Consider the following 21,457-nt stretch of genomic DNA (forward strand, 5'->3'; position numbering starts at 1 on the left):
GCGGCATGAGAACTCCTTATCTAAATTCTAAATTCTAAATTCTGAAATCGAAAATTGAATGCGTCACGGCTGCTTGTAGACGACGCCGGCCTTCATGACGAACCTGACCTGCTGGAGGACGGTAACGTCGCGCAGCGGATCGCCGCTGACGGCCAAGATGTCGGCGGCATAGCCCGGTTCCACCGAGCCCAGGTTGGCCGACTGGTCGAGCAGGCTGGCCGCGCCGAGGGTGGCGGCGCGGATTGCCTCCAGCGCCGGCATGCCCGCTTCCACCATGAACGCGAACTCCCTGGCGTTTTCGCCGTGCGGGTAGACGGCCGCATCGGTGCCGAACGCAATTTTTACTCCGGCCCGATAAGCACGCCCGAACGTGGCCTGGATCAGCGGGCCGATCGCCGCCGCCTTCGGGCGCACCATCGGCGAAAAGTAGCCGTCTTCCTTGGCCTTGTCGGCCACGTAGCGGCCGGCGGAAATGGTTGGAACGTACCAGGCGCCGTGTTTCTTGAACAGGGCGATCGCCTCGTCGTCCATCAGCGAGCCATGTTCGATCGAGTCGACGCCGGCGCGCAGCGCGCGCTTCATGCCTTCGGCGCCATGCGCGTGGGCCGCGACCCGGAAGCCGTAGTCCTTGGCGGTACTGACGATCGCGCGCAGTTCGTCTTCGGTGAACTGGGCGTTCTGACCGCCGCGCGCCTGGCTCAGCACCCCGCCGGTGGCAGTCACCTTGATCAGGTCCGCGCCCTCCTTGTAGCGGGCCCGCACCGCTTCGCGTGCCTGCTCGGGACTGTTGATCACGCCCTGGACGGGACCGGGGGTTCCCACCGCGTGGCTGAACTGTTGCGACAGGCCGTTGGTCGGATCGGCATGGCCGCCGGTGGTGGCGATCGAGGTGCCAGAAGTGAACATGCGCGGGCCGGCGATTGTGCCGTTGGCGATCGCGTTCTTGAGGGCGATGCCCAGCCCGTCGCTCGCTCCCAGGTCGCGCACCGTGGTGAAGCCGGCCTTGAGCGTGCGCTCGGCATGCGGTACCGACCGGTAAGCGAAATCGGCCGGATTGCCGCGCAGATCATCAGCCAGCGAAGCGGCTTCCTTCTGCGTTTCGCTCGTCAGGTGCACGTGCATGTCGATCAAGCCGGGCAGGCACGAGTAGGCCGACAGGTCGATATGGCCGGGCTTGGGCTCCAGCGGCGCGATCGACAGCACCTTGCCATTGTCGATCGTGATGCTGACGCGCTCGCGCCAGGCGCCGGCCTTGACGTCGAGCAGCCGGCCGCAATCGACCGTGACGGGCGCCGCTGAAGCGACGCCGGCTGCCATCAACAAGCCAAGCAAGGGAAGTCTGTGCATCGAAGTGCTCCTGAAAGGTGGGGTATCGAAAAAAAGGCTTTCCGTCGCTGGAAAGCCTGGGTGCTGGTGAGTGCGAGCAAGCGCCGGCGCCTTATGGCAGCTCGGCCGTCTCCCATTCCTTTTGCACCGGTGGAACGAGCTCGTTTTCCCACTTGGCGACGACGGCGGTGGCGATGCCGTTGCCGATGACGTTGGTGGCCGAACGCCCCATATCGAGGAAATGGTCGATCCCGAGCAGCAGCAGCAGGCCCGCTTCCGGGATGTTGAACTGGGCCAGCGTGGCGGCAATCACCACCAGCGAAGCGCGCGGCACGCCGGCCATGCCTTTCGAGGTCAGCATCAGCACCAGCATCATCGTCAGCTGTGCGCCGAGCGACATCTCGATGCCGTAGGCCTGGGCGATGAACACGACAGCGAAGGTGCAGTACATCATCGAGCCGTCGAGGTTGAACGAGTAACCAATCGGCAGCACGAATGCGGCGATACGGTTGCGCACGCCGAAGCGCTCCAGGCCTTCGAGCGTTTTCGGGAATGCCGCTTCCGACGAGGCGGTCGAAAACGCCAGCAAGGTCGGCTCGCGCAGTTCAGCGAGCAGGCGCAGCACGCGCGGGCCGAGGAACAGGAAGCCGATGAAAATGAGCACGATCCACAGCAGCACGATGCCGAAGTAGAACTGCGCCATGAACATGCCGTAGGTCTTGAGCACGCCTAAGCCGCTCTTGGCGATGATGGCGCAGACCGCCGCAAACACGGCCAATGGCGCCAGGTTCATGACGTAGCCGGTGACCTTGAGCATGATGTGGGCGATACCGTCGATGGCGTCGACCAGCGGCTTGGCGCGCTCGCCTACCGCGGCGGCGCCGGTGCCGAAGAAGATCGAGAAGATGACGATTTGCAGGATCTCGTTTTTGGCCATGCCATCGACGATCGAGGCCGGCACCAGGTGAGTGATGAATTCCTTGAGCGTCAGGCTCGACGTGGTGATGCCCGACGCGGTGCCGGCGGCCGGCACCAGGTTCGACAGCGCCAGCGCGTCGCCCGGGCGGAACAGGTTCACCAGGATCAGGCCGAGCGAGAGCGAAATGACCGAGGCGATGACGAACCAGCCGAGCGCCTTGATGCCGATGCGCCCCACTTCGCGGGTGTCGCCCATCCTGGCGATACCGACCACCAGCGTCGAAAACACCAGCGGCGCGATGATCATCTTAATCAAGCGCAGGAACACGGTCGTCACCAGCGACAGCATGTCGGCAAACGCGGCCGGATTGGCCAGGCTGGTGTTGGCGAAGTAGCCAACCACGATCCCGAGCGCTAAGCCGATCAGGATGTAGACGGTCAGGCGATTTCGTTTATTCATATGCGGCGCTTCCTGTGATTGAGTCGATCCGTGCTTCGAAGAGGCTGGAGATTCCCTATTCCCGCCTTGCGTTCTCGGGCAAAATACGGTTCTTTTGCGAGCGCGACGGCGGAATATGCTGATGCTATTAGCAAGTTCCGCAGTATCCTGAGCATTTCCGATGCTGTCAAGCATGCTTGGCCCCACGAACAACGGACAATATGATCGAATTGAACAATGTCAGCAAGTGGTATGGCGCCTTCCAGGTACTCGATGGCTGCAGCACCCACGTCGACAAGGGCGACGTCGTCGTCATTTGCGGTCCGTCCGGTTCCGGCAAGTCGACCTTGATCAAGACCGTCAACGGGCTCGAGCCGTTCCAGCAGGGCGCAATCACGGTCGACGGCGTGTCGGTGGGCGACCCGAAAACGACGCTGTCGACGCTGCGCGCGCGCATCGGCATGGTGTTCCAGAACTTCGAGCTGTTTCCGCACCTGACGGTGCGCCAGAACCTGACGCTCGGCCAGGTCAAGGTGCTCAAGCGCAGCGCCGGCGAGGCGACGGAAAAAGCGTTGAAGTATTTGGACCGGGTCGGGCTGCTGGCCCAGCAAGACAAATTTCCCAGCCAGTTGTCGGGCGGCCAGCAGCAGCGTGTGGCGATTGCGCGGGCGCTGGCGATGGACCCGATTGCGATGCTGTTCGACGAACCGACCTCCGCGCTCGACCCGGAAATGATCACCGAAGTGCTCGACGTGATGGTCGGCCTGGCCCAGGACGGCATGACGATGATGGTAGTGACGCACGAAATGGGTTTTGCGCGCAAGGTGGCCGACCGCATCATCTTCATGGACCACGGCAAGATCGTCGAAGACAGCCCGAAAAAAGAATTTTTCGCCACGCCGCGCTCGGAACGGGCGCGCGAATTTTTGGCGCGGATTATTCATTAGCCTCGCTGGCCGCTAAACATCTCACCGTCATCCTCGCGCTAGCGGCAATCCATGCCGAGTGCGCTAAATGGCAAACCAAGCTCAGTATGGAGCTCATTCATGCAGTGCATGAATGAGCGCTGCGCGGGGACGACATGAAATTTGATGATTTTCGCAAAATGCCCGGCCGCGTTCGGTTTAACGCGGCCGACATCTGCCTTTGCGCCGGGGCAGCAGGTAAAATGATGCCAATCGCTCTCCGAAAGCCGCCATGTCCCTCATCGATACCCCCCAAACCCTGACCATCACCCGTCCCGACGACTGGCACCTGCACCTGCGCGACGGCGCGGCGCTGGCCAGCGTGCTGCCGCACAGCGCGCGCCAGTTTGCCCGCGCCATCGTGATGCCGAACCTCAAACCTCCCATCACCACCACCGCGATGGCCGGGGCCTACCGCGAGCGCATCCTGGCAGCGCTGCCGGCCGGCATGCAATTTGAACCCTTGATGACGCTGTACCTGACCGACGCGACCGAACCCGACGAGATCCGCCGCGCGCAGGACAGCGGTTTCGTTCACGCCGTCAAGCTGTACCCGGCCGGCGCCACGACCAATTCGGCCGCCGGCGTCACCGACCTCGCGCGCTGCTACAAGACGCTGGAAGTGATGCAGCAGGTCGGCATGCCGTTGCTGGTGCACGGCGAAGTCACCGACCAGGACATCGACCTGTTCGACCGCGAAGCCGTCTTCATCGAGCGCGTGATGCGCCCGCTGCGGCGTGACATGCCGGCGCTTAAAATCGTCTTCGAGCACATCACCACCCGCGACGCGGCCCAGTACGTCGCCGAGGCCGAAGGCCCGATCGCCGCCACCATCACCGCCCACCACCTGCTGTACAACCGCAACGAGATGTTCAAGGGCGGCATTCGGCCGCATTTCTACTGCCTGCCGGTGCTCAAGCGCGAAGAACACCGGCTGGCGCTCATGACGGCGGCCACCAGCGGCGACGAGCGCTTCTTTCTCGGCACCGATTCGGCGCCGCACGCCGTTGGCGCCAAGGAAACCGCGTGCGGCTGCGCCGGCTGCTACACCGCGCTGCACGCGATGGAGATGTATTGCGAGGCGTTCGAGCGCGCCGGCGCGCTCGACAAGCTTGAAGGTTTTGCCAGCTTCCATGGCGCCGATTTTTACGAACTGCCGCGCAACCAGACGACCGTCACGCTCAAGCGCGAAACCTGGACCTTGCCGCAAACGGTGCCGCTGGGCGACGCCACCCTGGCGCCGCTGAACGCCGGCGAGCAGATCAACTGGAAGCTGCTCTAGAGCGCACATGCTGCCGAAGATTGACTGGAGCCAGCCGTGGTACGACTCGGTGCGGCCCGCGGTTGCGCGCCTGAAGCTGGACGACGACGACTGGATCGCCGCCTTCAATGCCCGCGCAGGCGAGCTCGGCCTGCACAACGCCGGCGGCCAGCCACTGCGCTTCGTACCGCAGGCCGCACTGCCGGAAGGGCAAGCGTACGAACAATTCATCGGCGCCACCGGCTGCGTGCCGACGCGCGATAACCTGCACGATTTTTTCAACGCGCTGGTGTGGCTCACTTTCCCGCGGATCAAGCAGCAGCTCAACGCCTTGCAGTCGGCGCAGATCGCGCTAGCCGGCGTCGGCAAGTCGCGCGGACCGGCGCGCGACGCCGCCACCATTTTCGACGAAAATTCGGCGCTGCTGGTAGTGCGCGACTCGGCAGATAGCCGCGCACTGGTGGCCGCCTTGCGCGGCCACCAGTGGTGTGAGGCCTTCTGCGACCGCCGCGCCGTCTTCGGCGGCGAAGCCCAGGTCTGGCTGTTCGGCCACGCGCTGATGGAAAAGCTGGTCGCGCCGCGCAAGGCGATCACCGCCCATACCCGTGTCGTCACTGCCGGCGACGCCTATTTTGCGCTGGCGCCGGATGCGCGGCGCGCCTGGATCGACGGACACGTTTGCGCCATGCTCGCGGCCGAGCCGCTCAGCACGGCCGGCTTCACACCGCTGCCGGTGCTCGGCGTGCCGGGATGGTGGCCGCAACAGGATCAGGCGTTTTATGCCGACGCCAGCGTGTTTCGCCCGAAACGGACTGGCTATCATCTTTAATAAATCAATATCGAAGTAGCCGGCGGCTGGTTTGTCGAGAGGTGCGCAGTCGTCGGCTGACATATCGATTAAATCCAGCTACTCCGCCATAGCTGTCCCTGGCACTGACACATCTGATCGTTGTAAAAGGAGTGAACTGATTATGTTCAACCCTCGCAACGCGTACTGATCGCGCCGGTGCCGATCAGGGTTTTTGCTCGGCGGCTGGCCCGGTGACTGTTCGGTGCCACCGCCCACGGAAAGCTTGCGCTTACCGGGCTCAAGCCTTGCCTTAGACCTTGAGAAACTCTTCTTTGCCGCCCAGCCAGCGCGCCAGGTGCGCTTCGACGGTGGCGGCTTGTTCGGCGCCGGTTGCATGCAGCAGGTCGTGCGCCACTTCGCGCGCCTGCTCGACTAGCCACTGGTCGGTTTCGAGATCGGCGAAGCGTAGCATGGCCTGGCCGGACTGGCGCGCGCCGAGGAATTCGCCGGGCCCGCGGATCTCGAGGTCGCGCCGCGCGATCTCGAAACCGTCGGTGGTTTCACGCATCGTCATCAAGCGCTGCTTGGCGATACCGCCGAGCGGGCTTTGGTACAGCAGCAGGCAGACCGATGCCGCCGAGCCGCGGCCGACCCGGCCACGCAACTGGTGCAGCTGCGACAGGCCGAAGCGCTCGGCGTGCTCGATCACCATCAGCGACGCATTCGGCACGTCGACGCCGACTTCGATCACGGTGGTGGCCACCAGCACCTGCACCGCGCCCGCCGTGAATGCATCCATCACGTCTTGTTTTTCAGCCGGTTTCAGGCGCCCGTGCACCAGGCCGACCTGCAAATCGGGCAGCGCCTCGGCCAGCATGGCGTGAGTGTCGGTCGCGGTCTGCAGTTGCAGCGCTTCGGATTCCTCGATCAAAGGGCAGACCCAGTACACCTGGCGACCTTCGAGCGCGGCCGCGTGCACCCGTTCGATGACTTCATCGCGGCGGTTCTGGTCGATGGCGCGCGTGACGATCGGACTGCGTCCGGGCGGTAGTTCGTCGATCACCGACACCTCCAGGTCGGCGTAATACGTCATCGCCAGCGTGCGCGGTATCGGCGTGGCCGACATCATCAGCTGGTGCGGGGTCTTGCCGTTGCTGCCCTTGTTGCGCAGGCTGAGGCGCTGGCCGACGCCGAAACGGTGCTGCTCGTCGACGATCACCAGGCCGAGCCTGGCAAATTGCACCGTGTCCTGGATCAGCGCATGGGTGCCGATCACCAGTTGCGCTTCGCCCGATTCGACCAGCGCGGTAGTGGCGACCTTGTCTTTTTTCTTCAGGCTGCCGGTCAGCCACGCGACCTTGACGCCGAGCGGCTCCATCCAGCCGGCGATTTTGCGGAAGTGCTGGTCGGCGAGGATGCCGGTGGGCGCCATCAGCGCCGCCTGATAGCCGTTGTCGATTGCCTGGGCAGCGGCCAGCGCGGCGACGACGGTCTTGCCGCTGCCGACGTCGCCCTGCAGCAGGCGCTGCATCGGATAGGGATGGCGCAGGTCGGTGCGAATTTCCGCCAGCACGCGGGCCTGGGCGCCGGTCAGTTTAAACGGCAGCACGGCGGTGAACGCGGAGGTCAAGGCGCCGACGGTCTGGATCACCGGCGCACCCTTGGCGCGGCGCGCCCGCTGCGCGCGCTTGAGCGAGAGCTGCTGCGCCAGCAGTTCGTCGAACTTCATGCGCACCCATGCCGGGTGCGAGCGGTCCATCAGCGCGTTCTCGTCGATTTCCTGCGGCGGCGAGTGCAGCAGCCGCACCGACGGCTCGAACTGCGCCAGGTTCATCGTGCGCAGCAGGCTGGCCGGCAGCGTGTCGTGCCAGTCGACGCGCGCCATCGCCGCATTGATGGCGCGTCGCAAAATCGCCTGCGACAGCCCTTCGCCGGACGGATAAACGGGCGTGAGCACGGTCGGCAGCGGCGCGCCCTGGACAATGACTTTATAGGCCGGATGGACCATCTCGGCGCCAAAAAAGCCGTGCTTGAGCTCGCCGCGGGCGCGTACCCGCGTGCCCTCGGCCAGCTGCTTGACCTGGCTGCCGTAGAAATTCATGAAGCGCAGCACCATGTCGCCCGTCTGGTCGGCGATCGTCACCAGCAGCTGGCGGCGCGGGCGCAGGCTGATCTCGTTCTTGGTGACGACGCCCTCGACCTGCGACACGTGGCCGCCGCGCAGGCAAGCCTCGTGGATCGACACCACCTGCGTCTCGTCCTCATAGCGCATCGGCAGGTGCAGCACCAGGTCCATGTCGGTGTGCAGGCCCAGCCTGGCGAGCTTGGTTTCGTTGGTTTTTGGCGCCGGTTTTAGTTTGGATGAAGGCATGTCGCGGTTTTTGCAGGGCAAGTGGCGTAAAATAGAGGGTTGCCTTGCGTGAGTGAGCCGTATTGTACGGCCCTTGACTCCAATTTTCACAGAATTACCACAATGTCTCCGCTTATGTGTCCGCCTATGTATTCGCTTTCCGATTTCGATTTCGACCTGCCGCCCGAACGTATCGCGCAGATTCCGCTTGCCCAGCGCAGCGCCTCGCGCCTGCTGCAGCTCGACGGCGACGCCATCGTCGACCGCCAGTTCGGCGACATCGTCGATCTGCTCGCGCCCGGTGACCTGTTGGTGATGAACGACACGCGCGTACTGAAGGCGCGCTTTTTCGGCGTCAAGCAAACCGGCGGCAATGTCGAGGTGCTGGTTGAACGCGTGCTCGACAGCCGCACGGTGCTGGCGCAGGTGCGCGCGTCGAAGTCGCCAAAACCGGGCAACCGGATGCGCCTGGCCGATGCCTTCGACGTCGTTGTCGGCGAACGCGCCGGCGAGTTTTTTACCTTGACGTTCGACGCCGACGTGTTCGCGCTGATCGAAGCGCACGGGCGCCTGCCGCTGCCGCCGTACATCGATCACGCCGCCGACGCCTTCGACGAACGGCGCTACCAGACCGTCTATGCGAAGCAGCCGGGCGCCGTCGCCGCGCCGACCGCCGGCTTGCATTTCGACGATGCGCTGCTGGCGAAATTGGCCGCGAAAGGGGTCGATTTCGCCTACGTCACGCTGCACGTCGGCGCCGGTACGTTCCAGCCGGTGCGGGTCGAGGTGCTGGCCGAGCACAATATGCATACCGAGTGGTACACCGTGCCGCAAGCAACCGTCGACGCGGTGGGCGCTGCCAAAGCCGCGGGCCGCGCGGTTGTCGCCGTCGGCACCACCAGCCTGCGCGCGCTCGAATCGGCGTCGCAGTCGGGGGTGCTGGCGGCCGGCAGCGCCGACACCGCGCTGTTCATCACGCCAGGTTATACGTTTAAAACGGTGACGCGGCTGATCACCAATTTCCACCTGCCCAAATCCACCTTGCTGATGCTGGTGTCGGCGTTTGCCGGCTATCAACCGATCCGGCGCGCCTACGCCCACGCGATTGCCAGCCAATACCGCTTCTTCAGTTATGGCGACGCCATGCTGCTGACGACCGGTCAACATAAGAATCCTGATGCTTGAATTTAGCCTCCTAAAAACCGATACGAGCGGCTTGTCGCACGCGCGCCGCGGCCGCCTCAAGGTCAACCACGGCACCATCGAAACGCCGATTTTCATGCCGGTCGGGACCTACGGTTCGGTCAAGGCGATGGACCCGGACGAGCTGGTGGCGGTCGGCTCGCAGATCATCCTCGGCAATACTTTTCACTTGTGGCTGCGCCCCGGCACCGAGGTGCTCAACAAGTTCGGCGGCTTGCACGGCTTCATGGGCTGGAACGGGCCGATCCTGACCGATTCGGGCGGGTTCCAGGTGTTTTCGCTCGGCGCCATGCGCAAGATCACCGAAGAGGGCGTCAAGTTTTCCTCGCCGATCGACGGCAGCAAACTGTTCCTGTCGCCGGAAATTTCGATGCAGATCCAGCGCTCTTTGAACTCCGACATCGTGATGCAGTTCGACGAATGCACACCGTACGAGATCGACGGCCGTCCCGCGACGATTGACGAAGCGGCGACGTCGATGCGTATGTCGCTACGCTGGGCCCAGCGCTCGATGAACGAGTTCAAGGGCGGCGAGAACCCGAACGCGCTGTTCGGCATCGTCCAGGGCGGCATGTTCGAACACCTGCGCGACGAGTCGCTGGCTAAACTAGAGGACATCGACTTTCCGGGCATTGCCATCGGCGGTCTGTCGGTGGGCGAGCCGAAGGAAGACATGATGCGCATGCTGGCGCACGTCGGCCCGCGCCTGCCGGCCAACAAGCCGCACTACCTGATGGGCGTGGGCACGCCGGAAGACCTGGTGGCGGGCGTTGCCAACGGCATCGACATGTTCGACTGCGTGATGCCGACCAGGAATGCCCGCAACGGCTGGTTGTTTACGCGCTTCGGCGACGTAAAAATCAAGAACGCGCGCTACAAGGACGAGTCGGGGCCGCTCGACGAAAGCTGCGATTGCTACTGCTGCAAGAATTTTTCGCGCGCTTACCTGCACCACCTGCACCGCTCGAAAGAAATCCTGGGGGCGCGCCTCAATACCATTCATAACCTGCACTATTACCTGAAACTGATGCAGGAGATGCGCGATGCGATCGACGCGGACCGGTTTCATGCGTTCCGCCTGCAGTTCAACGCCGACCGCGCGCGCGGCGTCTAGCCGCTCCGAAGCATGGCACCCACCAAATAATAAACGGGTCTGACCCGTTTGTTATTTGGGGTATGGTCCCAGTTCCAAAGAAAAAACGGGTCTGACCCCATTTTAAATCTTGGCAACACCTTGCAAAAAAGAATTAAGGCTCTCAGATAGCCGGAAGTGACTCGGCCTGTCCTGCCAGTGCTAGAATACAGCGCTGCTTTTTTTAACCAAGTAAGAACCAATAACTGGAGTAAACGTGTTCATTTCTAACGCTTATGCGCAATCGGCCGGCACCGCAGCCGATGTCGGCATGATGGGTAACCTGACGACTTTCGCGCCGCTGGTCTTGATGTTTGTAGTCATGTATTTCCTGATGATCCGTCCGCAGCAAAAACGCGCCAAAGAACAAAAAACGATGATGGACGCGCTCGCCAAGGGCGACGAAATCATCACCTCGGGCGGCATTCTCGGCCGGGTATCGAAAGTGAGCGACACCTACGTGACGGTCGAAATCGCTGCCAACACCGACATCGTGGTGCAGAAGAATTCGATCACCACCTTGCTGCCGAAGGGCACCCTGAAGTCGCTGTAAGCCTGCCGGGCGGCCGCGTGCCGCCTACGCCTGCTCACCCTTGAACGCTGGAAGATTATGAATCGCTATCCCCTCTGGAAATATATCCTGATCGTCGTCACGCTGCTGCTCGGCGCGCTGTACACGGTGCCGAATTATTTTGGCGAATCACCGGCGTTGCAAGTGACGACTGGCAAGACAGCCGTCAAGGTGACCAGCGCGACCACGGACCAGGTCGCCCAGGCGCTCAAGAAGGAGGGCATCGCGCCTGACCGCATCAGCCTCGAGGAAGCCGGCAGCCATACCTCGGTGCGGGTACGCTTTTCGACCACGGATGCCCAGTTCAAAGCCAAGCTGGCGCTCGAGCGCGACATGAACCGCGACCAGACCGACCCGGACTACATCGTCACCGTCAACCTGGTCAAGAACACGCCGGCGTGGATGCAGGCGGTGCGCGCGCTGCCGATGAACCTCGGCCTCGACTTGCGCGGCGGCGTCCACTTCCTGATGCAGGTCGACGCCAAGGGCGTGCTGGAAAACAAGATCAAGGGCTTGCAGTCGAGCGCGCGCGGCATCTTGCGCGACAAAAATGTCCGCCACGCCGGTATCGAACGCATCGGCAACAGCCTCGAAATCAGGTTCCGCGACGCCGAAACCCGCTCGCGCGCGCGCGATGTGCTGTCTGGCCAGCTGGCCGAGCTCGCGTTTGCCGACAGCGCCGACGGCGCCGACCTGAAACTGGTCGTTACCCTCAAGCCCGATGCGCTCAAGCGCACGGTCGAGGAAGGCGTCAAGCAGAACATCGTCACGCTGTCGAAGCGGATCAACGAACTGGGCGTGTCCGAGCCGATCGTCCAGCAACAGGGCGCCGAACGGATCGTGATCCAGCTGCCGGGCGTGCAGGACGTGGCGCGGGCGAAAGATATCATCGGCCGCACCGCGACGCTCGAAATGCGCATGGTCGACGAATCGATCACTCCGGGCACCGAAACCTCGGCCGCCGTTCCGCTCAACTCGGAATTGTTTTTGGTCGGCACCGGTGCCCCGGTCGTGCTCTACAAGGAAGTGATCCTGACCGGCGAGTACATCTCCAGCGCCACCGCGACGCTCGACCAGAACCAGCAACCAGCCGTCAGCCTCGACCTGAACGGCGACGGCGGGCGCAAGATGCGCGAAGCGACGCGTGAGCGCATCGGCAAGCGCATGGCGATCCTGCTCAAGGAAAAAGGCAAGTACACGGTGGCCTCGGTAGCAACCGTGCAGAGCGAACTGGGCAGCTCGTTCCAGATCTCCAACATGGGCACCGGCGAGCGCGCCAGCGAACTGGCGCTGCTGCTGCGCTCGGGCGCGTTGTCGGCGCCGATGGAGTTTGTCGAAGAGCGCGTGATCGGGCCGCAACTGGGCGCCGAAAACATTGCCAAAGGACTGTTCTCGACCGTGTACGGCTTCGCCGCAATCGCCTTCTTCATGATCGTGTACTACCAGATGTTCGGCTTCTTCAGCGTGCTGGCACTTGCTTGCAACCTGCTGTTCCTGCTGGCGCTGCTGTCGATGCTGCAGGCGACCTTGACCCTGCCGGGCATTGCCGCTATCGCGCTCGCGCTCGGCATGGCGATCGACGCCAACGTGCTGATCAACGAGCGCATCCGCGAGGAACTACGAAACGGCGCTACGCCGCAGGCGGCGATCGCGGCCGGTTTCGACCGTGCCTGGGCCACCATTCTCGACTCGAACGTGACGACACTGATCGTCGGCCTGGCGCTGCTGGTGTTCGGTTCCGGCGCGGTGCGCGGTTTTGCGGTGGTGCACTGCTTAGGTATCTTGACGTCGATGTTCTCGGCGGTATTCGTCTCGCGTGGCGTGGTCAACCTCTGGTACGGCCGCAAGAAGAAACTGGGCAAGATTGCCATCGGTACGGTCTGGACGCCTGGCGTGACCAGCATCCGAAAGTAAGCCCGAACGAACCATAGCGCTACTCACCTGTACAGGATTCAAGATGGAATTTTTCAGAATCAAGAAGGACATTCCCTTCATGCGCCACGCGTTGATTTTCAACGTGGTGTCGGCACTGACCTTTGTCGCGGCGGTGTTTTTCCTGGTGACCAAAGGCTTGCATTTCTCGGTCGAGTTCACCGGCGGCACCAAGATGGAGCTGCGCTATCCGCATGCGGCCGACCAGGAAAAGATCCGCCGCAGCCTCGTCACGCTTGGCTACGAGCAGCCCGAAGTAACCAGCTTCGGCACCGCACAGGACATCATGCTGCGCCTGCCCCCCCTGAAGGGCCAGACCGGCGGCAATGGTTCGACGGCCGCCTTCAACGCGTTGTGCGCGGCTGAAGGCGGCACGCCGAAGCAGATTGACAGCGTCAGCCCGGCTGGCCAACCGGTGTCCAAGAAAGGCTGCGTCAATGCTGCCGGCGCCGAAGTGGTCAGCCTGCAGGCGGTCGATTTCGTCGGCCCGCAAGTGGGCGATGAGCTGGCGCAGAGCGGCTTGAACGCGCTGATCATGGTGATCGTCGGCGTGATGATTTACCTGGCGATCCGATTCGAATGGAAATTTGCGGTAGCGGCGATCGTCGCCAATTTGCACGACGTCATCATTATCCTCGGCTTCTTCGCCTTCTTTCAGTGGGAATTTTCGCTCACCGTGCTGGCCGCGGTGCTGGCCGTGCTGGGTTATTCGGTCAATGAATCGGTGGTTATTTTCGACCGGATTCGCGAGAACTTCCGCAAGCAGCGCAAGGCGGCGGTGGCCGAAGTGATCGACAACGCCATCACCAGCACGATTTCGCGCACCATCATCACCCACGGCTGTACCCAGATGATGGTGCTGTCGATGCTGCTGTTCGGCGGCCAGACGCTGCATTATTTTGCCATTGCGCTGACGATCGGCATCTTGTTCGGCATTTACTCGTCGGTGTTCGTCGCCGCGGCGATCGCGATGTGGCTCGGCGTCAAGCGCGAAGACTTGATCAAGCCGATCAAGGAAAAAGACGAGACCGACGGCGCTGTCGTATGAGGCGACCCAGGCAACAAGTCGTTGAAGGGCAGCGCACGCTGCCCTTTTTTGCTTGCTCAGAAAGATAGGCGTGGAAACGAGAGAAATGCTCCAGTTATGTGGGGCAACGCACAGAACGTTACGCCGGTCAGAACTATAGTGAAGCTGTCTCTTTCAGGACATCCCTAGTTTTGGACTTAGCCCACTCCCTTACCGGAGTGGGCATTTTTTTGCCTAAATGGTTTTACTGTTATCGGAACAACTCAGAACAGCGCGGCGGTAAGGCTGCTGACTTCTTCGCTTGATTCTTCGAGGATCGCGGCAAGAGTGCCTTCGCCGACGATGAAGTCGACCGTTGCGGCCGACCGGCGCGAAGTGGCGCCTGGCCGCACATGCAGCGGCGAGTCGACCGGGGCAAGATCGTTGGCCAGCATCAGGGTGTCGCCCAGCGTCTCGGGCGGCAAGGCGCGCATGCCGCCCCACATCGCTTCGATTGCCTGCATCACCGCTGCCGGCACGCCGAGCTTGGCGAGCACACCGCGCCCGATCGCCATTTCGCCATATTCGATCCATTCCTCGGGCTCGCCGTCGAGCAGGCCCGGAAATTCGGCGGCGCGCGAGAGCAGATAAAATCCGCCCACTTCGTGCACGATGCCGGCAAACATCGCCGTTTCCGGGTCGATGCAGGTAACGCGCCGCGCGATCACCTGCGACAGCGCGGCGACATGGGCCGAATGCTTCCACAGCTGGTCGGCTTTGGCACGCAGGCGGGGTTCGGTGATCTTGCTGTCGAGCTGGCGCACGATGACGGCGGCGGCCAGCGCGTTGAGGGTGCGAACGCCGACTCGCTGCACCGCGGCGCGCACATGGGTGACGTCGTTGCCGGAGCGCTTGTAGGCAGCCGAGTTGGCGATCGCCACGGTGCGCGCGGCAAGCAGCGGTTCGGCCTGCACCAGCCTGGCGGCGCTATCCGCATGCAGCTCCGGGTCGCAAAGCGCCCTCTGCAGCTTAAGGGTGGCGTCGATGTTGGTCGGGAAAGTGAGCTCGCCCCGTCCAGCTTGGGCGGCAATGCTTTTGAAAGCTTCGAGTCTGTCCATGGAAAAATTATACTCCCAATGGTGACGTGGAAATGTCTAAGCCGTTCTCAAAAGCATTTTTTCGCCGGCCTGCAGGCGTGTGTCAAGGCAGGCTGAAGATGGCGTCGCAGCCATCCGCGGGCGCCGCGGCGTCTTTCAGCTCGTCGACCAAGCCCAGGTCTTCCAGTTCCTCGACTGCGTTGTTAAAACTGTTGACCTTGGTGGCGCCGATCAGGCGATAGATGTCGCCGGCCTCGTTGCGCACGCCGATCAACATTTTCTCCTGGCGCACTTCGGCGCTGGAAGCGATATCGAGCAATAGGTTGCCGATGATGTTCTTGTCAAAATTGGCCGGCGTTTTGCCGTCGAGCAGGGCGGTTTTCAAGGTTTTTCCTTTGGTAGTGGCGTTGAGGTTGGGGTGCCGGCGCCGGCGTCGGTGATCAGTTGCTTGAGCTTGCACAGGGCTTGGTCGATGGCATCGAAATCGGCGTCGCTGCAGGAGGCGAACAGTTGCTTGCCGTGCGCAACGACGGTCGGGAACACTTGGTCGAACAATTGTTCGCCGCTGGCGGTCAGGCGCACAAAAAAAGAGCGCCTGTCGCCGCCGCTGCGCTCGCGCGCAACCAGGCCCTTCTGTTCCAGCCGTTCGATCACCCCGGTCAGGGTGCCCTTGGTAATCAGGGTGCGTTCGCCCAGTTGCTTGTAGGTCATTCCGGTCGTTTTGCCGAGGGTGGCGATGATGTCGAACTGGGCATGCGTCAGCCCGCACTGGCGCACCGACTCGCCCGAAAAGCGCTCGAAGCCTTGCATGCACTCCGCCAGCAAGCGGACACTGCGTAAGTATCGTTCCCCCATATGCCGTAATTATAGCTGGCCCGCATGATTTGCCAGTGGGGTCTGTTCGCCTTTTACGGCAGAGGCAGTTACCATACGCATAGTCCATCAGGTATTTTTGTTCAAATAGTCGCCGAAAGCTTTCATGACCCATCAGTTCCGCGGCATCCTCGCCTTGCTGCTCGTCACCTTGGTATGGGGCACGACGTTCCCGGCGATGAAGGACCTGACCGCGTATTTTGCGCCGGCCTGGATCATCTTTATCCGCTTCTTCGTTGCCGCCGTGTTGCTCGCGCCCTTTCTCTACAAGGCCGGGCGCGACGACCTGGTGTCCGGCGGCCTGCTCGGCGTGCTGCTCTTCTTCTGCTTCCTGTTCCAGGTTGAAGGCCTGGCGCTGACCAGTTCCAACCGCAACGCCTTTATCTGCGGGCTGTCGGTACTGATGGTGCCGCTGCTGGGCCTGGTTGGCGGCAAGCTGCCGGAAAAACGCATCGCGCTGGCGCTGCTGCTGGCGCTTTCCGGCCTGACGGCGCTGTGCTGGGATGGCGGGCCCTGGGGCCTTGGCGATACCTATGCTTTGATGAGCGCGGTCGCTTTTGCCCTGTACATCAGGATGATGGAGTTTTATACCCGGCGCGCATCGCGCCTGATGGCGCTGACGGCGGCGCAGATCGTCACGGTAGCCCTGTGTGCGGCGATCTGGCTGCTGGCGCGCGACGTGCCGCGCACCGCCATCGACGCCGCCTTGGACCAGGCCAATGACTGGACGTATATCGCCCACGGCCTGCGCCAGTACGCGGTGAACCTGCTGTACCTGGGGGTGGTGGCGACCGCCGCCATCATCTCGCTGCAAAGCTGGGGCCAGGCGCGCGCCACTGCCAATGAGGCGGCCGTGATCTACTCGTTCGAACCGGCCGCCGCCGCCTTCTTCGCCTTTTTCTGGCTGGCCGAGTCGATGACCGCGCGCGGCTGGCTTGGCGGCGCGCTGCTGATCACCGGGATGATCGTCAGCCAGTGGAACGCCGCACCGCGCCCGGCGGCCGTGCTGGCGCCCGAGTAAACGCGTTCGCTGCTTAACATTCGACTTATTCGACTTATTCGACTCATTTCACTCATGCCACTCATGCCGCCCGCCGATCTCGCCCGCCTGGCCCAGCTGGCCCACGAGGCGCCACTACGCGTGTTGCTGGTGAACGCCGGCGAACCGGGCTCGCTGACCTGGTCCGGCCTGTACCAGCCGCTGCGGCTGGCCGCCAGGCTGCTCGGGCCGCAGCGCCTGTTGGTCGACGTGCGCGGCCCCGACGAGTTCGCCTTTGATGCGCTGTGCCACTGGCACCTGGTGCTGCTGGTGGCGGACGAATCGGAAGCTGCGCAGAAACCGGCCAGCAGCCGGATCGTCATCGAGCGCGCGCGCGCGGCGCCGTTTTGGGGCGGGGTCGGCGCCGGCGTGCTGTGGCTGGCCGACGCGGGCCTGCTGGGCGGCGTGCGCGCGGCGCTGCCGTGGGCGCTTTACCTCGACGTCGATACCAACGCCGATCACGCCATCTTCACGCCGCACCTGTTTGAGATCGACGGTAACCGCCTGACCTGTTGCGGCGGCGCTGCCAGCATCGACTTCGCGCTGACCCTGGTCGAGCTCGTCTATGGCGTCACGCTGCAGGCCCAGATCAAGGAAACGCTGTGCGTCGACCGCGTACGCGGCATGGACGAGCGTCAACGCGTCGCCCTGCAGGCACGCTTCGGCGCCTTGCAGCCAAAGCTGAGCGAGGCGGTGACGCTGATGGAGGCGAACATCGAGGAGCCGCTGTCGACCGACGATATCGCCGGGCTGGTCGGCTTGTCGCGGCGCCAGCTCGAACGGCTGTTCAAGCAATACCTCGGCAGCCTGCCATCGCGCTATTACCTCGGACTGCGGCTGCAGCGCGCCCGCCAGTTGCTGCTCGACACCAACTATTCGATCGTGCAGGTCGGGCTGATGTGCGGGTTTTCCTCCGGCTCGCATTTCTCCACGGCCTTCGGCGCCCTGTTTGGTAATACCCCGCGGGAAGAGCGCCAGCGCAAGCTCAACGGCTAACTTTTAATGGGGTCAGACCCGTTTTTTCAACGCCGGTGGTTCCGAACCGCCGTCAAAAAATCGGTTCATGCCGCAATCATAAAACCCTCGCGAAGAGCGACAGCGCAAGCTCCACGCTTTGTTTTCAAAATGGGGTCTGACCCGTTTCTTTGATGTCGAAAGTCTGCAAATGCCGTTGAATAAACGGGTCAGACCCCGTTTTTTTGCCCCTCTTGGCAACGTGCTTGGATCGTGGCGCGCTTGAGATTGCTCGCGGGCGGCAGGCCGGATCCAAGATAAGGTGTGACTTTTGCCCTGCTTTCGCGAGCGTCCAATGCCACGCCAATCCCGTCCAGTCATTCCTGAAGTTCCGCTTCACATTACCCAGCGCGGCAATAACAAACTTCCGTGTTTTTTCGAGGAAGCCGACTTCCTGGTCTATCTCAAGTTGCTGCACGCCGCATCGATCCGCGCCGAGTGTCGTATTCACGCCTATGTGTTAATGAGCAATCATGTCCACCTGGTGGTGTCGCCCACTAACGCGCAAGGGCCGGCAATGCTGATGAAGTCAGTTGGCGAACGCTACGTGCAATACGTGAACCGCCGCCACAGCCGGACTGGCACGCTGTGGGAGGGCCGCTATCGTTCGTGCCTGGTGCAATCAGAGCGTTACCTGATGATTTGCCAGCGGTACGTCGAGCTCAATCCGGTACGGGCGTGCCTGGTGAATGAACCGTCTGCCTATCGCTGGTCGAGTTATCGCCATAACGCGCATGGGCGAGAAAGCAAGATCGTCGCGCCGCATGAGCTCTACAGTCGGATGGGGCTTGATCCAGCGTCCCGGCAAAGCGCTTATCGTGCTCTTTTCGACGAGGTACTCGGGAGCGACGCTTTGGTTCAGGTACGCAAGGCCACTCATGGCAATACCGCGCTCGGAAGTCCCGAATTCGTCGGAAAGTTTGCGCAATTTCAGGGGCGCAACTTGATGCCACGAAAAATCGGCCGGCCGCACAGATAAAAGGTGGAAAAAATAGGCGTTGGCCAGATAAAAAACGGGTCTGACCCTGTTTTAAGGAAATTGATGGCGTGCTGCCGGTACGGCCAAAAATGAAAAAGACTGTCGCAGTTCGAAAAGAATTTTGTTGCCGGCTTTCCTATAATGGTGCAACGCCCGGCCGTCGAGTTCGGGTGATTTACCAACATTGGATGAGGATTTGCCATGAACGCTAAGCTTGATTCGGGTGTCACAACGCGGCCTGTCACACGGCAGACTTTCGACGACGTGCTGGTGCCGACCTATGCCCCGGCCGCGATGGTGCCGGTGCGCGCGTCGGGCCTGGACCTGTGGGACCAGTCAGGCAAGCATTACCTCGATTTCACCGCCGGCATCGCCGTCACCAGCCTCGGTCACGGCCATCCGCTGCTGGTCGACGCCCTCACCAGGCAGATCAACACCCTGTGGCACCTCGGTAACGGCTACACCAACGAGCCGGTCCTGCGCCTGGCGCTGGCGCTGACCGAGGCCACGTTCGCCGACCGTGCCTTCTTTTGCAATTCCGGCGCCGAAGCGAACGAGGCGGCCTTGAAACTGGCGCGCAAATACGCCCACACCAAGTTCGGCCCGCACAAGTCGCGCATCGTGTCCTGCCTGGCGTCGTTCCACGGCCGCACGCTGTTTACGGTGTCGGTCGGCGGCCAGCCGAAATACACCGAAGGGTTCGAACCGCTGCCGCAAGAGATCAACCACATTCCGTACAACGACATCGCTTGCGCGCGCGCGGCGATCACCGATGACGTCGCCGCCGTCATCGTCGAGCCGATCCAGGGCGAGGGTGGCGTGGTCCCGGGCGATCCGGCCTTCCTGAAGGCGCTGCGCGAGCGCTGCGACGAAACCGGCGCGCTGCTCATATTCGACGAAGTCCAGTCCGGTGTCGGGCGCACCGGCGCGCTGTATGCGTACATGGAGTGCGGCGTCACGCCCGACATTCTGACGTCCGCCAAGGCGCTCGGCAACGGCTATCCGATCGGCGCCATGCTGACCACCGCGACTATCGCCGAACACTTCAACGTCGGCTCGCACGGCACCACTTACGGCGGCAATCCGCTGGCCGCAACCGTTGCATTGAACGTGCTCGATACGATCAACACCCCAAGCTTCCTGGCGCGCGTGAAGCAGGCCAGCGCGCAGATCTTCGCCAACCTGACGAAGCTGGCGGCCGACTATCCCCAGCTGTTCGGCAAGGTGCGCGGCAGCGGCCTTCTGATCGGCCTGCCGGTGGCCGAAACTTTCGCCGGCCGCGCCAAGGATTTCACCAAGGCGGCCGAAAGCCTCGGCCTGATGCTGCTGATCGCCGGACCCGGCGTGATCCGCCTGGCGCCGGCGCTGATCGTCTCCGACGCACAGATCGCCGAAGCCGACCGCATCATGCGCGGTGCCGCCGACGCCGTGCTGGCGGCTGCCTGAACCCGAACCTGCATTTGCACGCAAGGCACTCAAGGCAAGCAGGGCAAGCAACGAACTCAACCCAGGGAATCCCCATGCATGTTGTCCGTCCGGCCCTGCTGTCCGACATCACGGCGCTGGAAATACTGGCCGCCGTGACGATGCCCGGTGTCCATACGCTACCAAAAACGCGCGAGAAAATCGCCGCCTCGGTGGAGCGCTCGATCGCCTCGTTCGCCGCCCATGTCGACATCCCCAGCGAGGAATCCTACCTGTTCGTGCTGGAGGACGGGGTCAGCGGCGCGATCGTCGGCACCGCGGCGATTTTCGCCTCGGCCGGCTCGAACGGCACCTATTTTTCGTTTCGCAATGACGTCATCCAACAGGTGTCGCGCGACCTTAATATCAGCCACAGCGTGCACGCGCTGACCCTGTGCTCCGAGCTGACAGCGTACTCGCAGCTCTCCAGCTTTTACGTGCGCGACAGCAGCGCGGGCCTGGCGGCGGCGCTGCTGTCGCGTGCGCGCCTGCTGTTTGCGGTGCTGGCGCCGCACCGCTTCGGCGACCGTTTCTTTGTGCCGCTGGCCGGCGTCACCGATGCCCGCGGCTCGTCGCCGTTTTGGGATGCTTTGGGCCGCAAATTTTTTAAAATGGATTTCCTCGACGCCGAAAAAGTCATCGGCGGCGCCCGCAACCGCACCCTGATCGTCGAGCTGATGCCGCACTATCCGGTGTACGTGCCGCTGCTGCCGGGCGACGCCCAGGCGGCGATGGGCCAGATTCATCCGGACGGCGAACTGGCCTTCAACCTGCTTACCGCCGAAGGTTTCGAAGCGGACGACTATATCGATATTTTTGATGGCGGCCCAATCCTGCAGGCGCACAAGAATTCGCTGCGTTCGTTCACCGGCGCGCTCGTGCGCCGCGTGGCGTTGGCCGTTCCTGAACTTGCCACCGCCGGCGACGCGCCGGCGACTTACGCCATCGCCGCCAGCAACGAGCAGAGCTTCCGCGCCATCACGGCCACCTGCCCGCCGGTCGAATCCGGCGAGTTGGTTTACCTGACGCAAAATGCGCAAGACGCGCTGATGGTGGCGCCCGGCGACAGCGTCATCTGCGTCAGAACCTGAAAGACAA

At 62.8% G+C, this 21,457-nt stretch carries 19 protein-coding genes; 13 read left to right on the forward strand and 6 right to left on the reverse strand.

Features of this window, described 5'->3' with window-relative positions:
* Positions 1 to 63 precede the first annotated feature (63 nt).
* Positions 64 to 1,347: a metal-dependent hydrolase family protein gene (locus CR103_RS00080; protein WP_099913982.1), complete on the reverse strand. Its 1,284-nt coding sequence runs from the start codon at positions 1,345 to 1,347 to the stop codon at positions 64 to 66.
* A gap of 91 nt (positions 1,348 to 1,438) precedes the next feature.
* Entirely contained in the window at positions 1,439 to 2,704 is a 1,266-nt protein-coding gene (locus CR103_RS00085; protein WP_099913983.1) for a dicarboxylate/amino acid:cation symporter, read from the reverse strand.
* 200 nt (positions 2,705 to 2,904) lie between these two features.
* Here CR103_RS00085 and CR103_RS00090 point away from each other — a divergent pair, with 200 nt between their 5' ends.
* The 3 genes from CR103_RS00090 to CR103_RS00100 all read left to right on the forward strand — a co-directional run bounded on the left by CR103_RS00090 (position 2,905) and on the right by CR103_RS00100 (position 5,738).
* Positions 2,905 to 3,630, forward strand: coding sequence for an amino acid ABC transporter ATP-binding protein (locus CR103_RS00090; RefSeq protein WP_099913984.1), 726 nt, complete (start codon positions 2,905 to 2,907; stop codon positions 3,628 to 3,630).
* A gap of 250 nt (positions 3,631 to 3,880) precedes the next feature.
* Entirely contained in the window at positions 3,881 to 4,930 is a 1,050-nt protein-coding gene (gene pyrC, locus CR103_RS00095; RefSeq protein ID WP_099913985.1) for a dihydroorotase, read from the forward strand.
* 7 nt (positions 4,931 to 4,937) lie between these two features.
* Entirely contained in the window at positions 4,938 to 5,738 is an 801-nt protein-coding gene (locus CR103_RS00100; RefSeq protein ID WP_099913986.1) for a DUF3025 domain-containing protein, read from the forward strand.
* A gap of 271 nt (positions 5,739 to 6,009) precedes the next feature.
* Here the strand turns inward: CR103_RS00100 and recG are convergent, their stop codons facing one another.
* Positions 6,010 to 8,154, reverse strand: coding sequence for an ATP-dependent DNA helicase RecG (gene recG / locus CR103_RS00105; RefSeq protein WP_180279244.1), 2,145 nt, complete (start codon positions 8,152 to 8,154; stop codon positions 6,010 to 6,012).
* 42 nt (positions 8,155 to 8,196) lie between these two features.
* On the opposite strand from recG, the gene queA reads away from it, so the two are divergent.
* The 5 genes from queA to secF all read left to right on the forward strand — a co-directional run bounded on the left by queA (position 8,197) and on the right by secF (position 13,935).
* Positions 8,197 to 9,234, forward strand: coding sequence for a tRNA preQ1(34) S-adenosylmethionine ribosyltransferase-isomerase QueA (gene queA, locus CR103_RS00110; RefSeq protein ID WP_099913987.1), 1,038 nt, complete (start codon positions 8,197 to 8,199; stop codon positions 9,232 to 9,234).
* Positions 9,227 to 10,366: a tRNA guanosine(34) transglycosylase Tgt gene (gene tgt / locus CR103_RS00115; RefSeq protein ID WP_099913988.1), complete on the forward strand. Its 1,140-nt coding sequence runs from the start codon at positions 9,227 to 9,229 to the stop codon at positions 10,364 to 10,366. The genes queA and tgt overlap by 8 nt, the downstream gene beginning before the upstream one ends.
* A gap of 235 nt (positions 10,367 to 10,601) precedes the next feature.
* Positions 10,602 to 10,937 carry a preprotein translocase subunit YajC gene (gene yajC, locus CR103_RS00120; protein ID WP_099913989.1) on the forward strand — a complete coding sequence of 112 codons (336 nt, stop codon included), beginning with the start codon at positions 10,602 to 10,604 and terminating at the stop codon, positions 10,935 to 10,937.
* Positions 10,938 to 10,994: 57 nt separating this feature from the next.
* On the forward strand, positions 10,995 to 12,869 hold the full coding sequence (gene secD, locus CR103_RS00125) for a protein translocase subunit SecD (RefSeq protein ID WP_099913990.1): 1,875 nt from the start codon (positions 10,995 to 10,997) through the stop codon (positions 12,867 to 12,869).
* Between the two features lie 43 nt (positions 12,870 to 12,912).
* Positions 12,913 to 13,935, forward strand: coding sequence for a protein translocase subunit SecF (gene secF / locus CR103_RS00130; RefSeq protein ID WP_099913991.1), 1,023 nt, complete (start codon positions 12,913 to 12,915; stop codon positions 13,933 to 13,935).
* A gap of 242 nt (positions 13,936 to 14,177) precedes the next feature.
* Here secF and CR103_RS00135 read toward each other — a convergent pair whose 3' ends face one another.
* The 3 genes from CR103_RS00135 to CR103_RS00145 form a co-directional block, all read right to left on the reverse strand.
* Positions 14,178 to 15,011: an HDOD domain-containing protein gene (locus CR103_RS00135; protein WP_099913992.1), complete on the reverse strand. Its 834-nt coding sequence runs from the start codon at positions 15,009 to 15,011 to the stop codon at positions 14,178 to 14,180.
* A gap of 82 nt (positions 15,012 to 15,093) precedes the next feature.
* The gene (locus CR103_RS00140) at positions 15,094 to 15,375 is read right to left on the reverse strand and encodes a hypothetical protein (RefSeq protein ID WP_099913993.1); all 282 of its coding nucleotides are present in this window, start codon (positions 15,373 to 15,375) and stop codon (positions 15,094 to 15,096) included.
* A complete protein-coding gene (locus CR103_RS00145; protein ID WP_229442543.1) occupies positions 15,372 to 15,800 on the reverse strand; it encodes a MarR family winged helix-turn-helix transcriptional regulator in 429 nt (142 codons plus the stop codon). The genes CR103_RS00140 and CR103_RS00145 overlap by 4 nt, the downstream gene beginning before the upstream one ends.
* 169 nt (positions 15,801 to 15,969) lie before the next feature.
* Between CR103_RS00145 and CR103_RS00150 the strand changes: the two genes are divergently transcribed.
* The 5 genes from CR103_RS00150 to CR103_RS00170 all read left to right on the forward strand — a co-directional run bounded on the left by CR103_RS00150 (position 15,970) and on the right by CR103_RS00170 (position 21,450).
* Positions 15,970 to 16,884, forward strand: a complete 915-nt coding sequence (locus tag CR103_RS00150) for a DMT family transporter (RefSeq protein WP_099913995.1) — start codon at positions 15,970 to 15,972, stop codon at positions 16,882 to 16,884.
* Positions 16,885 to 16,947: 63 nt separating this feature from the next.
* Positions 16,948 to 17,898 (forward strand): GlxA family transcriptional regulator, encoded by a 951-nt coding sequence (locus CR103_RS00155; RefSeq protein ID WP_099913996.1) that lies wholly within the window; start codon positions 16,948 to 16,950, stop codon positions 17,896 to 17,898.
* A gap of 313 nt (positions 17,899 to 18,211) precedes the next feature.
* Positions 18,212 to 18,895 carry a transposase gene (locus tag CR103_RS00160; RefSeq protein ID WP_099913997.1) on the forward strand — a complete coding sequence of 228 codons (684 nt, stop codon included), beginning with the start codon at positions 18,212 to 18,214 and terminating at the stop codon, positions 18,893 to 18,895.
* 201 nt (positions 18,896 to 19,096) lie between these two features.
* Positions 19,097 to 20,341 carry an acetylornithine/succinylornithine family transaminase gene (gene astC / locus CR103_RS00165; protein WP_099913998.1) on the forward strand — a complete coding sequence of 415 codons (1,245 nt, stop codon included), beginning with the start codon at positions 19,097 to 19,099 and terminating at the stop codon, positions 20,339 to 20,341.
* Between the two features lie 74 nt (positions 20,342 to 20,415).
* The gene (locus tag CR103_RS00170; RefSeq protein ID WP_099913999.1) at positions 20,416 to 21,450 is read left to right on the forward strand and encodes an arginine N-succinyltransferase; all 1,035 of its coding nucleotides are present in this window, start codon (positions 20,416 to 20,418) and stop codon (positions 21,448 to 21,450) included.
* Positions 21,451 to 21,457 lie beyond the last annotated feature (7 nt).

It is taken from the genome of Massilia psychrophila (assembly GCF_002760665.1).
GTDB lineage: Bacteria > Pseudomonadota > Gammaproteobacteria > Burkholderiales > Burkholderiaceae_D > JAFCUW01.

Coding starts and splice junctions, on each gene's coding strand:
- CR103_RS00150 (WP_099913995.1), top strand. CDS start 15,970: ATGACCCATCAGTTCCGCGGCATCCTCGCCTTGCTGCTCGTCACCTTG.
- CR103_RS00135 (WP_099913992.1), bottom strand. CDS start 15,011: ATGGACAGACTCGAAGCTTTCAAAAGCATTGCCGCCCAAGCTGGACGG.
- CR103_RS00145 (WP_229442543.1), bottom strand. CDS start 15,800: ATGCAAGGCTTCGAGCGCTTTTCGGGCGAGTCGGTGCGCCAGTGCGGG.
- astC (WP_099913998.1), top strand. CDS start 19,097: ATGAACGCTAAGCTTGATTCGGGTGTCACAACGCGGCCTGTCACACGG.
- CR103_RS00155 (WP_099913996.1), top strand. CDS start 16,948: ATGCCGCCCGCCGATCTCGCCCGCCTGGCCCAGCTGGCCCACGAGGCG.
- queA (WP_099913987.1), top strand. CDS start 8,197: ATGTATTCGCTTTCCGATTTCGATTTCGACCTGCCGCCCGAACGTATC.
- CR103_RS00170 (WP_099913999.1), top strand. CDS start 20,416: ATGCATGTTGTCCGTCCGGCCCTGCTGTCCGACATCACGGCGCTGGAA.
- CR103_RS00090 (WP_099913984.1), top strand. CDS start 2,905: ATGATCGAATTGAACAATGTCAGCAAGTGGTATGGCGCCTTCCAGGTA.
- secD (WP_099913990.1), top strand. CDS start 10,995: ATGAATCGCTATCCCCTCTGGAAATATATCCTGATCGTCGTCACGCTG.
- CR103_RS00160 (WP_099913997.1), top strand. CDS start 18,212: ATGCCACGCCAATCCCGTCCAGTCATTCCTGAAGTTCCGCTTCACATT.
- CR103_RS00080 (WP_099913982.1), bottom strand. CDS start 1,347: ATGCACAGACTTCCCTTGCTTGGCTTGTTGATGGCAGCCGGCGTCGCT.
- CR103_RS00100 (WP_099913986.1), top strand. CDS start 4,938: ATGCTGCCGAAGATTGACTGGAGCCAGCCGTGGTACGACTCGGTGCGG.
- CR103_RS00085 (WP_099913983.1), bottom strand. CDS start 2,704: ATGAATAAACGAAATCGCCTGACCGTCTACATCCTGATCGGCTTAGCG.
- pyrC (WP_099913985.1), top strand. CDS start 3,881: ATGTCCCTCATCGATACCCCCCAAACCCTGACCATCACCCGTCCCGAC.
- secF (WP_099913991.1), top strand. CDS start 12,913: ATGGAATTTTTCAGAATCAAGAAGGACATTCCCTTCATGCGCCACGCG.
- tgt (WP_099913988.1), top strand. CDS start 9,227: ATGCTTGAATTTAGCCTCCTAAAAACCGATACGAGCGGCTTGTCGCAC.